This is a genomic window from Mycolicibacterium sp. XJ662 (genome assembly GCF_053484035.1).
This window is the reverse complement of the sequence record NZ_JBEFTL010000004.1, coordinates 295,675-308,617: the sequence shown is the minus strand read 5'-3', so window position 1 is coordinate 308,617 and position 12,943 is coordinate 295,675. Positions and strand designations below refer to the sequence as shown.

General features: G+C 69.8%; 13 protein-coding genes. 3 read left to right on the top strand and 10 right to left on the bottom strand.

Features of this window, described 5'->3' with window-relative positions; all coding sequences use genetic code 11:
* Nucleotide 1: 1 nt before the first annotated feature.
* The 3 genes from ABQE93_RS14970 to rimP form a co-directional block, all read right to left on the bottom strand.
* Nucleotides 2–262 (bottom strand): YlxR family protein, encoded by a 261-nt coding sequence (locus ABQE93_RS14970; protein ID WP_448438067.1) that lies wholly within the window; start codon nt 260–262, stop codon nt 2–4.
* 188 nt (nt 263–450) lie between these two features.
* A complete protein-coding gene (nusA, locus tag ABQE93_RS14965) occupies nt 451–1,494 on the bottom strand; it encodes a transcription termination factor NusA (RefSeq protein ID WP_448408251.1) in 1,044 nt (347 codons plus the stop codon).
* Nucleotides 1,491–2,030, bottom strand: coding sequence for a ribosome maturation factor RimP (gene rimP, locus ABQE93_RS14960; RefSeq protein WP_448408253.1), 540 nt, complete (start codon nt 2,028–2,030; stop codon nt 1,491–1,493). The genes nusA and rimP overlap by 4 nt, the downstream gene beginning before the upstream one ends.
* Before the next feature lie 142 nt (nt 2,031–2,172).
* Between rimP and ABQE93_RS14955 the strand changes: the two genes are divergently transcribed.
* The gene (locus tag ABQE93_RS14955; protein ID WP_448408255.1) at nt 2,173–2,685 is read left to right on the top strand and encodes a hypothetical protein; all 513 of its coding nucleotides are present in this window, start codon (nt 2,173–2,175) and stop codon (nt 2,683–2,685) included.
* Nucleotides 2,682–3,146: a ferritin-like domain-containing protein gene (locus ABQE93_RS14950; protein WP_448408256.1), complete on the top strand. Its 465-nt coding sequence runs from the start codon at nt 2,682–2,684 to the stop codon at nt 3,144–3,146. Before ABQE93_RS14955 ends, ABQE93_RS14950 begins: the two co-directional genes overlap by 4 nt.
* A 79-nt stretch (nt 3,147–3,225) precedes the next feature.
* Here ABQE93_RS14950 and ABQE93_RS14945 read toward each other — a convergent pair whose 3' ends face one another.
* From ABQE93_RS14945 to ABQE93_RS14920, 6 genes are read right to left on the bottom strand one after another with little or no spacing between them, the layout of a single operon-like run.
* The gene (locus ABQE93_RS14945) at nt 3,226–4,377 is read right to left on the bottom strand and encodes a sulfotransferase family protein (protein WP_448408257.1); all 1,152 of its coding nucleotides are present in this window, start codon (nt 4,375–4,377) and stop codon (nt 3,226–3,228) included.
* 8 nt (nt 4,378–4,385) lie between these two features.
* Nucleotides 4,386–5,417 (bottom strand): zinc-binding dehydrogenase, encoded by a 1,032-nt coding sequence (locus tag ABQE93_RS14940; RefSeq protein ID WP_448408259.1) that lies wholly within the window; start codon nt 5,415–5,417, stop codon nt 4,386–4,388.
* A gap of 46 nt (nt 5,418–5,463) precedes the next feature.
* The gene (locus ABQE93_RS14935) at nt 5,464–6,108 is read right to left on the bottom strand and encodes a TetR/AcrR family transcriptional regulator (protein ID WP_448408260.1); all 645 of its coding nucleotides are present in this window, start codon (nt 6,106–6,108) and stop codon (nt 5,464–5,466) included.
* Nucleotides 6,109–6,120: 12 nt separating this feature from the next.
* Nucleotides 6,121–7,860 carry a proline--tRNA ligase gene (locus ABQE93_RS14930; RefSeq protein ID WP_448408262.1) on the bottom strand — a complete coding sequence of 580 codons (1,740 nt, stop codon included), beginning with the start codon at nt 7,858–7,860 and terminating at the stop codon, nt 6,121–6,123.
* Nucleotides 7,861–7,910: 50 nt separating this feature from the next.
* A complete protein-coding gene (locus ABQE93_RS14925) occupies nt 7,911–9,410 on the bottom strand; it encodes an MFS transporter (RefSeq protein ID WP_448408263.1) in 1,500 nt (499 codons plus the stop codon).
* Between the two features lie 59 nt (nt 9,411–9,469).
* The gene (locus ABQE93_RS14920; protein ID WP_448408265.1) at nt 9,470–10,282 is read right to left on the bottom strand and encodes an SDR family oxidoreductase; all 813 of its coding nucleotides are present in this window, start codon (nt 10,280–10,282) and stop codon (nt 9,470–9,472) included.
* A 120-nt stretch (nt 10,283–10,402) separates the two neighbouring features.
* Here ABQE93_RS14920 and ABQE93_RS14915 point away from each other — a divergent pair, with 120 nt between their 5' ends.
* Nucleotides 10,403–11,311 carry a LysR family transcriptional regulator gene (locus ABQE93_RS14915; protein WP_448408267.1) on the top strand — a complete coding sequence of 303 codons (909 nt, stop codon included), beginning with the start codon at nt 10,403–10,405 and terminating at the stop codon, nt 11,309–11,311.
* A 23-nt stretch (nt 11,312–11,334) separates the two neighbouring features.
* Here ABQE93_RS14915 and ABQE93_RS14910 read toward each other — a convergent pair whose 3' ends face one another.
* On the bottom strand, nt 11,335–12,915 hold the full coding sequence (locus ABQE93_RS14910; RefSeq protein WP_448408269.1) for an MFS transporter: 1,581 nt from the start codon (nt 12,913–12,915) through the stop codon (nt 11,335–11,337).
* Nucleotides 12,916–12,943 lie beyond the last annotated feature (28 nt).

Here is a 12,943-nt window from a genome sequence, read left to right as displayed (position 1 = left end):
TTCACGGTGTGCTCATGTTCTTCGCTACCTGTTCTGTTGCCGGGTGGATCGCCAGGTCGGCGCTGCTGGCAGCGTCAACGTACTCGATCACCGCAGTTAGGTCCGGTGAACCGGTGATGCGCAGCGCTCGACCGAATGCTCGCCGGCGAATGGCCGCCTCAAGGCACTGCGGATCGGGATGCAGCCACGCACCCCGCCCCGGCAGCTTTCTCGCTGAGTCAACGGTCACGGCGCTGGGACCGTTCCCAGTGCCATCGACCACAGCGACTACTCGAAGCAGTTCGACGGCCAGCTCTCGCTTTCGGCAGCCCACGCACGTCCGCACCGGCCCGACTATGGCGTCGGAGCTGCGTCGATGCGTCGAAGCCGAAGTCTCGCGCTGGATCACAGGTGAGTCTACCGTCCCGTCGGGTGCGATTCGCAACGGCTGTGCTGGTCGGCGTGGCCGGCTTAGCGGTCGCGGACCGCGCCACGCGCCGCGCCGGGATCGGGTTCGGGGTTGTCGGCGACGGTGGCGTCGCTTCGGATGTCGATGCGCCACCCCGTCAGCCGGGCGGCCAGCCGGGCGTTTTGGCCTTCCTTGCCGATGGCCAGCGACAGCTGGAAGTCGGGGACGACGACGCGTGCCGCCCGGCCCGCTTCGTCGATGACGCTCACCGACACCACCTTGGCCGGCGACAGCGCGTTGGCCACGAACTTCGCCGGGTCGGGGTCGTAGTCGATGATGTCGATCTTCTCGCCGGACAACTCGCTCATCACGTTGCGGACGCGCTGGCCCATCGGGCCGATGCAGGCGCCCTTGGCGTTGAGCCCGGATACCCGCGAGGTCACCGCGATCTTCGAGCGGTGGCCCGCCTCGCGCGCGACGGCCACGATCTCCACGGACCCCTCGGCGATCTCGGGGACCTCCAGGGAGAACAGTTTGCGCACCAGGTTGGGGTGGGTGCGCGACAGCGTGATCAGCGGTTCGCGGGCGCCGCGGGTGACGCCGACGACGTAGCAGCGCAGCCGGTCGCCGTGCTCGTAGCGCTCACCGGGCACCTGCTCGGCGACGGGGATGACGCCCTCGGAGCCCTTGGTTTCGCTGCCCATCCGCACGACGACCAGGCCGCGGGCGTTGGCGCGGGCGTCGCGCTGGATGACGCCGGCGACGATGTCGCCCTCACGCGCGGAGAACTCGCCGAAGGTCTTTTCGTTCTCGGCGTCGCGGAACCGCTGCAGCATCACCTGACGCGCGGTGGTGGCGGCCACCCGGCCGAAGCCCTCCGGGGTGTCGTCCCACTCGGTGATCGGGTTGCCGTCGGCGTCGTGTTCGGTGGCGATCACCTTGACCTCGCCGGTCTTGCGGTCGATCTCGATGCGGGCCTCGTCGGCGTGCCCGTCGGTGTGCCGGTAGGCGGTCAACAGCGCCGACTTGATCGTCTCGACGAGTTCACCCACCGGGATGCCGCGGTCCACCTCGATCGCATGCAGCGCCGCCATGTCGATGTTCACGTCCCGGCCTCCTTCCCAGATCGGCCGACCAGCTCCAGCTCACGCGGATTTGGAGGCGAAAAATCCACTTGGACAACGGCTTTGACGATGGATTCCAGCGGAAGTTCGCGCACCGTGAAGTCGGGTCTGCGGCCTTCGCGGACCACCAGTCGCACGGCGCCGCCTTCGGTTTCGCCGAGGCGGCCGGTGAGCTGGGAGCCGTCGGACAGCGTCAACACCACCTTGCGGCCGTGGGCGCGCCGGTAGTGCCTCTCGGCGGTCAGCGGCCGCTCCACCCCCGGTGAGGTGACTTCGAGAATGTAGGGCGCCGACTCGGCGTCGAGGCGGTCCAGCAGTTGCGATGCCGTGCGGGACAGTTGCGCGAGCGAGTCCAGATCCAGGCCGTCGTCGGCGTCGACGACCACGGTGATGCGCGGCGGACGCGCGTTGGCGGCGGTGACCACGTCCTCGATTTCGTAACCCGCGCGCGCGAACTCGCCGTCGAGCAGCTCGATCACCTGTTTCTGCGACGGCAACTCCGCAGAACGCTCCGACACGGCGAGCTCCTCATCTTGAATTGTCCGGACACAGGTTCGGCGCACTGCTTCTTAAGACACTGAAACCGATTACCCACGATACGCCAGCGCTGCCGGGGTAAGCGCCAAACGCGCTGCGACCCCCGCAGCCGGCGATGGCAAGATGTGGCACGTGCCGAGCAGCCCACCGCCGACCTTCAGCAGGCGACGTGTCCTGATCGGGGCCGCGGCGCTGTCGCTGCTCGGGGCGGCCGCCAGCGGGTGCGGGTCCTCACCGCCGCCGCCGGAGGTCGACGAACTGCTCGCCCAGCTCAACCGGGCCCGCACCGACAGCCAGCTGGCCTCGGATGCCGCCGCCCACGCCGAGAAGCCCGTCGCGCAGGCGCTCAACGCCGTCGCCGCCGAGCGTGCGGCCCATGCCGAGGCGCTGACGGACGAACTGGTCCGGATGCGCGGCGAGGACGCGCCGACCGCGACGCCGACCAGCACCACCGCCGAGCCGACCCGACCGCCGACCGCCAAGGACGTCGTCGGCGCGCTACGGGTCTCCGCGCAGAGCGCTGCCGAACTGGCGGCGACCTTGTCGGGTTACCGCGCCGGGTTGGTGGCGTCGATCGCCGCCGCCTGCATCACGGCCTACCGCATCGCGCTCGTGTTCCCGGAGGATGCGCCATGACCGCGCCGCAGCAGCCCGCCCGCCCGTCCGATCCCGCCGCCGGCGCATTGTTCGACGCCGTGGCGACCGAGCACGCGACCATCTACGGCTACGGGGTGGTGTCGGCGCACTCGCTTCCCGAACGCAACTATCTGGTGTCGGAGGCGATCACCGAGCACCGCGAACGCCGCGATGCCGCGCTAGCCATGCTCGACGCCCGATCGGCGGACGCGCCACTGCCCGCCGCCGGATATTCGCTGCCGATCGACGTCGACACCCCGACCGCCGCCGCGACCTTGGCCGTGCGCATGGAGGAGGACGCCGCGGTCGCCTGGCGTGCGGTCGTCGAACAGGCCACCGATCAGCAGGAGCGCGGGTTCGCAGTGACCGCGCTGACGCAGTGCGCGGTGATGGCCGCGCGGTGGCGCACGGTGCTCGGCGTCGTCCCGGTCACTGTCGCTTTTCCCGGCGGCAACGAGTAGCGGGCCCACCTCTTCCGGCGAGCAGTCGCAAAAGCCCCCATTTTCACCCCGAAAAGGGGCCTTCTACGTCTGCTCGCGCTCAAACGGCGGGCACGTCGTAGCGGGCGATGTAGTCGGCGAAGCGCTCACGGATCTGCCCCGCATCCAATCCGTAGTCCTCGAGTCGATAGCCGTGGGCGCCGAACCGGCCCCTCGGATGGGCGCGGACGTGGGCGCTGATCGCCTCTCGCGCTTGCGCGGACAGCTCGCGACCGCAACCGGCGTAGATCGCCTCGACGGTGCCCACCGGGTCGACGACGAGGTCGCCGTACTGCACGTCGAGAACCGTGTGCCCGGGGTTCGCGCGGCGAAACGCCTCGATCCGCTCGATCGACACCTCCAGCATCCGGGTCCAATGCTCGGCGATGTAGGCGATGTGGTCGGCGTCGCTGAAAGTTCCGGTGAGCGTGGACAACAGGCTGCACGCCGACGCGCACAAAACGGTCGGGTCGCGGTGCAGAACCACGAGTTGCGCATCGGGGTAGACGGCGCCCAGCGCGTCGAGGGCAATCGCGTGGTGCGGGCTCTTCAGCGTCCACCGGCCCCGCGCGCCGTTGCTCTGCAACACCTGCAGCGCGGTGCGGTGGTACTCGTAGGCCGCGCGGTGGTCGGCGCCCAGTAGCCAGCGGCTGTAGCCGGGCACGTTCGCGATCGCCTCCCAGGTCAGGCTTTTGAAGTCCTGGCCCAGCAGGGTGAGGCACTCGGTGGGGCCCGCGGCGTCCTCGTGGTGCACCACTTTGATCTTCGGGTTCAGAGATTCGAGCATGTCGATGGCCGCGGCGGCGGCCGCGACGCGCGGGCCCGACCGCAACGTCTCGGGCGACGGCGGCGGGACGCTGTCGGCGGCTTCCCAGCGCAGCAGCGACCGGTTGGCCCGGTCCTGGTCGAGCAGTTCGCTGAGGAACGTCGTCCCGGCACGGAACAGTCCGACGACCACCAGCGGCGCCGTTACCGGTTCGGCGGTGACGTCGGGGTGCTGACGGACCCAGTCGAGCACCTTCAGCCGGTTGACCAGGCCGCCGATCATGTTCTGCTGCATGGCCATTACGCCGAGCTCATTGAGCTGGGCCTCGTCGCCCGCCGATGCGCACAGCACGGCCAGCCCCTCGCGGAAGTCGTCGGGTCCGAAGTCGTCGCAGCCTGCAAGCTCGACGGCGCTGGCCATGATGTCGTCGGGGTCGAAGGTCGCCACGACCCGCCCTATCCGCGTCCGAGGACGACGACGGTGCGCCCGGTGGTGCGGCGCTGCTCGTGGTCCTGCAGGGCGCCCGCCACCTCATCCATCGTCACCCGGCGCCCGACCACCGGTCGCACCGCGCGGGTCGCGACGAGTTCGAGCAGCGCGCGGTGGACCTCCCTGCCGACTTCGGCAGAAAAAAAGTTGAGCCCGAATCTGCGGAATTCCGTGGGTAATTCGCCGTAAGCGAGGATGACACCGAGCACCGAGAAGTTGCCCATGCAGACCTTACGCAACGGCCGGCCGGTCAACCCGGCCTGCGGGTCGTCGTTGAAGCCGACCGGCAGGTAGCGGGCCTCCCGGGCCAGACACGTCCAGATCTCCTCGGTGCGCTGGCCGCCGACCACGTCGAACGCGACATCGGCGCCGTGGCCGCCGGTGTGGGCGATGACCGCGTCGAACAGGTCCGCGGCCGTGTGGTCGACGCCGGTGGCGCCCAGCGCTTCGCACACCTTGACCTTCTCGGGCCCACCGGCCACGGCGAGCACCTGGGCGCCCGCGGCGACACCGAGCTGGATCGCCGCGGTGCCGACCGCGCTCGCCCCGCCCACGACCAGCAGCCGCTCCCCCGCCGCCAGGTGCGCGCGCCGGTGCAGCGCGAGATAGCTGACGTGAAACGGCAGCGTGAACGCCGCGGCGTGGGCATCGTCGAGTTCGGGTGGGGCGTCGAACACCGTCGCCGCCGGGGCGATCGCGGACTCGGCGATGCCACCCAGCGACTGTTTGGTCATCGCCACCACCCGCCGCCCCAGCCATTCGGCGGCGCCTTCGCCGGCGCGGTCGACGACACCGCAGACGTCCATCCCGATCGTGAACGGCGGCTCGCCGGTCACGCTGGCGACGGTGCCGCGGCAGCGTGCGATGTCACCGAAGTTCAGCGATGCCGCAGAGACTGCGATCCGCACCTCACCCGGCCCGGGTTCGGGTTCTGGAACATCCTGCACGGCAAGCACTTCCACCGGATCACCGTGGCGCATCACTTGAACTGCCCTCACCCACACCTCCCCGACCGCACGGGGCAACCGTAGTAAGCAGCGGTGCTTATGTCAACGGCACGGGCGCGGTCATGGCCGCGGTCGCCATGGCGATCAGGTTGGCGACGAACGGCTCGTAGGCCAGCTGCGGGCGGCCGCGCCGACCCGTGCGCTCCAGCAGGCGGGCGCGGTCGGCGATCGCGCGCAGCACGAACATCGCGACAAGCGAGAACCGCTCGATCCGCAGCTCGTCGGTGAGGAATTGCGTTCGGGCCGTGAGCAGTTCGTAGACTTCGTTGCCGCCGGTGCGGGCCAGCACCGCCTGCAGCTCTGCGCTGTAGGCCGCCCGGTCCTCACCGGTCAGCTCGGCGATGATCAGCAGGCAGCAGCGCCCGCGCCAGCCGCTGTCGGCCAACTCGGCCGCGGGCCGCACGATGGCCTCCAGAACCGGGGCGAGCTGCTCGTGGGGTGTGGTCAGCGCGACGTCGAGCAGGTCGCGTTCGCGCCGCGCGAGGAAGTCCGCGTGCCGGTCGATGACCGCGCACAGGATGCCGTCGCGGGAGCCGAAGTGGTAGCGCAACGCCGCCCGGTTGCGCTGCCCGGCCTTGCGTGTGATGTCGATCAGCGACGCGTTGAAGACGCCGTCGGCGGCGAAGGCGCGGGCCGCGGCGTCGAGCAGTTGGTCCCTGGTCTTCGACGCATCCGGCGGCACGGGTCCGGTCCGCTATCCGAGCGCCGCGGCGACGTCGGCGGCCGCGTTCGCGACGGCGATCTCCCGTGTCTCACCGGTGAACCGGTTGCGCAGCTCCACCACGCCGCCGGCCCAGCCGCGCCCGACGACGACAATCCATGGCACGCCGAGCAGTTCGGCGTCTTTGAACTTGACCCCCGGCGATGCGGTGCGGTCGTCGAGCAGCACCTCGACGCCGAGCCGGTCCAGTTCGGCGGCCAACTCCTCGGCGCCGGCACGCGCGGCGGCGTCCTTGTTGGCGATCACCACGTGGGCGTCGAACGGTGAAACCGTTGCCGGCCAACGCAGCCCGATCTCGTCGTGGTTTTGCTCGGCGATCACGGCGACCAGCCGCGACACCCCGATGCCGTAGGAGCCCATCGTCAGCCGCACCGGCTTACCGTCCTCGCCGAGCACGTCGACCTCGAACGCCTCGGTGTACTTGCGGCCCAGCTGGAAGATGTGGCCGATCTCGATACCGCGCGCGGACACCAGCGGCCCGGCCCCGTCCGGGGACGGGTCGCCGTCGCGCACCTCGGCGGCCTCGATGGTGCCGTCGGCGACGAAGTCACGGCCTGCGACCAGCCCGACCACATGCTTGCCGGGCTCGTCGGCCCCGGTGATCCACGCCGTGCCGTCCACCACCCGCGGGTCCACCAGATAGCGAACACCGTTGGCCCCCAATGCCTTCGGGCCGATATAGCCCTTGACCAGAAACGGGTACTTGGCGAAGTCGGCGTCGTCGAGCAGCGCGTACTCGGCGGGTTCGAGCGCCGCGTCGAGGCGTTTGTCGTCGACCTCGCGGTCGCCGGGCACCCCGACCGCCAGCAGTTCCCACTCGCCGCCGGGTTGGCGCACCTTGAGCATGACGTTCTTGAGCGTGTCGGCGGCGGTGACCTCACGGTCCAGCGTGGCGTTGGCCCATTCGACCAGCGTGGCGATGGTCGGGGTGCCGGGGGTGTTGTACACCTTGGCTTCGGGTTGGCCGTCGATCGCCGGCGCCGGCGGCGCGACGGTGGTGACCGCCTCGACGTTGGCGGCGTAGCCGGATTCCAGGCAGCGCACGAACGTGTCTTCGCCGATGTCGCTTTCGGCCAGGAACTCCTCGGAGGCGCTGCCGCCCATCGCCCCCGACGTCGCCGAGACGATGACGTAGCGCAGACCGAGGCGGTCGAAGATGCGTTGGTAGGCGTCGCGATGGCGCGCGTAGGCCGCGCGCAGGCCGTCGTCGTCGACGTCGAAGGAGTACGAGTCCTTCATGACGAACTCGCGCCCGCGCAGAATCCCCGCCCGGGGCCGGGCCTCGTCGCGGTATTTGGTCTGGATCTGGAACAGCAGCAGCGGGAAGTCCTTGTAGCTGCTGTACTCACCCTTGACCGTCATCGTGAAGAACTCTTCGTGGGTCGGTCCGAGCATGTAGTCGTTGCCACGCCGGTCCTGCAGCCGAAACACGCTGTCGCCGTACTCGGTCCAGCGGTTGGTGGTCTCGTAGGGCGCCTTGGGCAGCAGCGCCGGAAACAGGATCTCCTGGCCGCCGATGGCGGTCATCTCCTCGCGCACGATGCGTTCGACCTTGCGCAGCACCTTCAGCCCCAGCGGCAGCCAGCTGTACAGCCCCGGCCCGACCGGGCGGATGTAGCCCGCCCGGATCAGCAGCTTGTGGCTGGGAACCTCGGCGTCGGCCGGGTCGTCGCGCAGGGTCCGTAGAAACAGCTCCGACATGCGGGTGATCACAGCCGACAACCTTACTGATCCGCGTCCTTGTCGCTCACGGTCGTCCTGGGTTACAGCTCGCCGGCCTCCACCGCTTCGCGGGTGTGCTGTGCGGTGGCGATCTGGCGGGACGAGAACCGGATGAAGAATGCAGCGACGCCGACGATCACCGCGACACCGGCCACCCACAGCAGCGAGTACGTGTAGCCGTATCCCAACGCGTCGAGCTCGGCGGGCGTCATGTCCTTGACGGGCCCGGTGGTGCCGCCCAGGTACAGCGTGCGCGAGGTCTGCACGGCCTGGATGACCACGAGCACCAGCGGACCGCCCAGGTTCTGCACCATCAGCGTGATCGACGACACCGGGCCGATCTCACCGGGGCCCACTCCGGCGATGGCGCACAGCGGCAGGATCACCGCGATCATCCCGATGCCGAACCCGCCGACGACGATCGGGGCGAACAGGTCCGGGAAGTACGGGATGCTGCGGTCCAGCGTCGAGCCGTACAGCATCGCCCCGAGGACGAACACGCCGCCGCCGATGATCAGCCAGCGTGGGGCGATCCGCGGCGCCAGCTTGGCGGCGACCGCGCTGCCGATGCCGAACGCGAGCGCGAACGGGATGAAGCCGACGCCGGCCTCCAGCGCCGTGTAACCGAGCACGTCCTGCACGAGCAGACCGATCATCACCGTCAGCGTCAGCAGCACCCCGCCGGCCAGAAACAGCGCCACGAACGTCATCACCCGGTTGCGGTTGTCGAACACCGAGAACGGCACGATCGGATGCGCGGCGGTGCGCTCGACGAGCAGGAAGCCGATGAAGAACACCGCCGCGGCCACCGCGGCGCCGATCACCAGCGGATCGACCCACCCGCGCGGCGGGCCCTGGGTGAAGACGAGCACCGCCGACGTGCAGCCGAGCGTGGCCAGCAGCGCACCGGCGACGTCGAGTTTGAGCCGTTCGTGGTGAGTTTCGGCGAGGTAGTACACCGCTACCGCGACGATCACGATGCCGATCGGCACGTTGATCAGAAACGCCAGCCGCCACGAGATCACCGTCAGCGCGCCGCCGAGCACCAGCCCCAGCACCGAGCCGATGCCCTGCATGGCCGCCGAGATCGCCAGGGCCCGGTTACGGGCCTGACCGACGGCGTACGTCGTCGCGATCAGCGCCAGCCCGGTGGGCGCGGCCACCGCCGCGCCGGTGCCCTGTACCGCGCGCGCCACGATCAGCGTGGTCGGGTCGTTGGCCAGACCGCAGGCCAGCGAGGCGATCGTGAACACCCCGACGCCGGACAGAAACGCACGTTTGTGGCCGATGGCGTCGCCGACGCGCCCGCCGAGCAGCAGCAGGCCGCCGAACGCCAGCACGTAGGCGGTGATCACCCAGCTCTTGCTCGCATCGGTGAGCCCGAGGTCGGCCTGCATCCGCGGTAGCGCGACGATCACGATGGTGCCGTCGAGCGTCGCCATCAGCTGCATGCCGGTGATCGCGAAGATCGCCGGTCCCAACACCTTCGACGCCAGCGGAGCCGCCGAGGGCGGCGTGTGGTCCGTCGACCCGGCAGACATGGATAGCCACCCTACCCACAGGGGATGTCGGCGTTGAGTACCGAAGTCCGCCCGACCCGCTAGAAATCGACGGTGGCCGCGTTCACGCGCTGTTCGGCGACCGCGGCCAGCCGGTCCTGCAACGCGCCGGTGATCTGGATCCACGCGTCGGAACCCAGGACCAGGCGCCGTGGCGGGGCCTCGGAGTCGGCGGCGCGGAGGATCGCGGCGGCCGCCTTCTCCGGGCTGTCGGGCATGCCGTCGACGCTGACGGGTGGCCGATCGGCGGGGCCGCCGCGGTAGGGCGCGCTGACCGCGATCTGGGGCGCCGCGTCGAAGAAGCCGGTGCGCACCACACCGGGCGCGACGAGGGTGGTGCGGATGCCGAACGGTTCGACCTCGCGGGCCAGTGACTCGTAGAAGCCCTCGATTCCCCATTTGGTCGCGTGATAGGCCGAAAACGCGGGGAAAGCCATGTGCCCACCCATGCTCGACATCTGCATCAAGAGCCCACCCCCTTGGGCGCGCAGCGGCGCTATTGCCGCCCGGGCCAAATGGATCGATGCGGTCAGATTGGTCGCGATGATCTGTTCGAAGTGCTGGTCGGTGAGGTCTTCGGCCGCCCCGAACACGCCGTAGCCGGCGTTGGACACGACCACGTCGATGCGGCCGAAGGTGGCGAACGCGTCGGCGACCACCGCGCGCAGCGCCTCGGTGTCGGTGACGTCCAGCGCTCGGCGCCACAGCCGCCCGCCGTACTGGTCGGCCAGGTCGTCGAGCAGCGCGGGCTGCCGCAGCGTGGCGGCCACGGTGTCACCACGCTCGAGCGCTTGCTCGACGAGCGCGCGGCCCATGCCGCGCGAGGCGCCGGTAATGAACCAGGTCCTGCTCATGTCGTTGTCCTCTCGTTGGCCTTCGTCCGGTGCAACCGGTGCGGGTCGCCCACAAATCCATGCCGACGATGAGTAGATCGGCGAATAGCCATACGGAACGCGTATGCCTAAGGTGAGCGGATGGCGGACGTGACGCTGGAGGGACTGCGGGTGTGCCGCGAAATCGCCCTGGCCGGATCGTTCACCGCTGCGGCCCGTGCGCTCGGCTACTCCCAGCCGGCGATTTCCCGCCAGGTGGCGGCGATGGAGTCGGCCATGGGATACCGGCTGTTTGTCCGTGAGGTGCGCGGCGTCAGCGTCACCCCCGCCGGTACCGCAGTCGTGGAGCACGCGGCCCGCATCCTCGGGGCGGTCAGCGCCCTCCGACACGACCTCGACAGCCTCGGTGACCGGCTCGCGGGGCGGGTGGGGGTCGGCGCCTTCCCCGCCGCGATGGCGGTGCTGGTGCCGCGCACGGTGGCCCGGCTGGCCGTCGAACACCCGGGGCTGGTCGTCGCGCTGCGCGAGGCGTCGACGTCGACGCTGCTGCGGGATCTGCGCGCCGGCCGGCTCGACGTGGCCGTGACGGCGACGGGTACGGGCCTGCCCGACTACGACTTCGACGGGTTACGCCGGCACCGGGTGTACGCCGGGGACATGTGTGTGGCGGTCCCCGACAGCCATCGACTCGCGGGGGCCGGCCGGGTCCCGGTGCGGGAACTGGTCACCGAAGCGTGGATCATCGGCGTCGGGGCCCCCGGTGACCCGCAGTTCACCGCATGGCCGACGCTCACCGAGCCCATCATCGGCTATCGGGTTAAGGGCTGGCCCGCCCGGCTGGGGATGGTGGCCGCCGGCCTCGGAGTCTGCCTGATGCCGGAGCTGGCGGCCCTGTCGGTCCCCGACGGGGTCGCGATCGTGCGCGTTGAGGATCCGAGTTGGGAGGGACGCACCACGGTGGCACTGACCGCGCGCACGCCGAGCGACGAGGTGCTGGCCGTCGTCGCCGCCCTGCGGACGGTCGCCTCGGAACTGCAGCGGTCGAGCTAAAGCTCTCCTGGTCGAATGTCGAGCTAAAGCTCTCCCTGGTCGATCGCGTCCTTGACTTCCTGCGCGTGCGCGACCTGCGCTGCGGTGTAGCCGATGAACAGCGCCGCGACGCCGACGATCACCGCGACCGCGGCCACCCACAGCAGGCCGTAGGTGTAGCCCTGGTCCAGCGCGTGCAACTGCGCGCTGTCCATGTTGTGCACCGGGCCGGTGGTGCCGCCCAGGTACAGCGTGCGCGAGGTGATCACGGCCTGGATGACCGCCAGTACCAGCGGGCCGCCCAGGTTCTGCAGCATCAGCGCGATCGCCGACACCGGGCCGATCTGGTCGAAGCCGACACCGGCGATGGCCGACACGGTCAGCGGCACCACGATCATGCCGATGCCGAACCCGCCGACGGTGATGGGGATGACCAGGTTCGGGAAGTACGGGATGTCGCCGTGCAGCGTGGAGCCGTAGATCATCGCGCCGAGCACCAGCACGCCGCCGGCGATCACCAGCAGGCGCGGCGGGAACAGCGACACCAGGTGCGACGACAGGCCCAGCCCGATACCGAGCGCGATGACGAACGGGATGAAGCCGATGCCCGCGCGCAGCGGTGTGTAGCCCATGATGTCTTGCACGTAGAGCCCGATCAGCACGGTCAGCGTGAACATCACGCCGCCGGCCAAGAAGATCGCGGCGAAGGTGGCGACCCGGTTGCGGTCCTTGAACAGCTCGAACGGCACGACGGGGTTCTCCGCGCTGCGTTCGACGTAGAGGAACGCGACCAGGAAGGCCAGTGCGGCGGTCCCGGAGCCCAGCGTCACCGGGGACAGCCAGCCCTGCTCGGGCCCCATCGAGAACGCGAACACCGCGGCCGTGCAGCCCAGCGTGGCCAGGATCGCGCCCGCAGCGTCGAGCTTGAGCCGCTCGCGGTGTGTCTCACGCAGGGTGGTGCGGGCCAGGTAGACCACCAGCAACCCGATCGGGACGTTCACCAGGAACGCCAGCCGCCAAGACACCTCGGTCAGCGCACCGCCGACGACCAGACCCATCACCGAGCCGACGCCGGTCATCGCGGCGAACACCGCGGTGGCGGCGTTGCGCGACGGTCCCTTGGGGAACGTCGTGGCGATCAGCGCCAACCCGGTCGGTGAGGCGATCGCGGCGCCCACACCCTGCAGCAGCCGGGCGACCACCAGCGTGGTCTCGTCCCATGCGATGCCGCACAGGATCGAGGCGATCGTGAACAGCGTGACACCGACGATGAAGGTGCGCTTGCGGCCGATGGTGTCGCCGAGCCGGCCGCCCAGCAGCATCAGCCCGCCGAACGCCAGCACGTAGGCGGTGATGACCCAGCTGCGGCCCGCATCGGACAGGCTGAGCTCGTCTTGAATCTTCGGCAGCGCGACGATGGCGATGGTGCTGTCCATGGTGGCCAGCAACTGCATGCCGCCGATGGCGATAACCGCCGCGAAGAACCGTCGCGACGGTTGCCATACCGGTACCTGACCCGTTCGCTGGGCAGCGGCGCGGCCCCCGCGTACGGGTTGTGACCGATTTGCCCCGCCCTCGGCGTCACGGCGCATCGCTGCTCGCGCTGCGTCATTGAGAGCCGTCATAACGGGTTACCTTACAGTAATCTTAGAA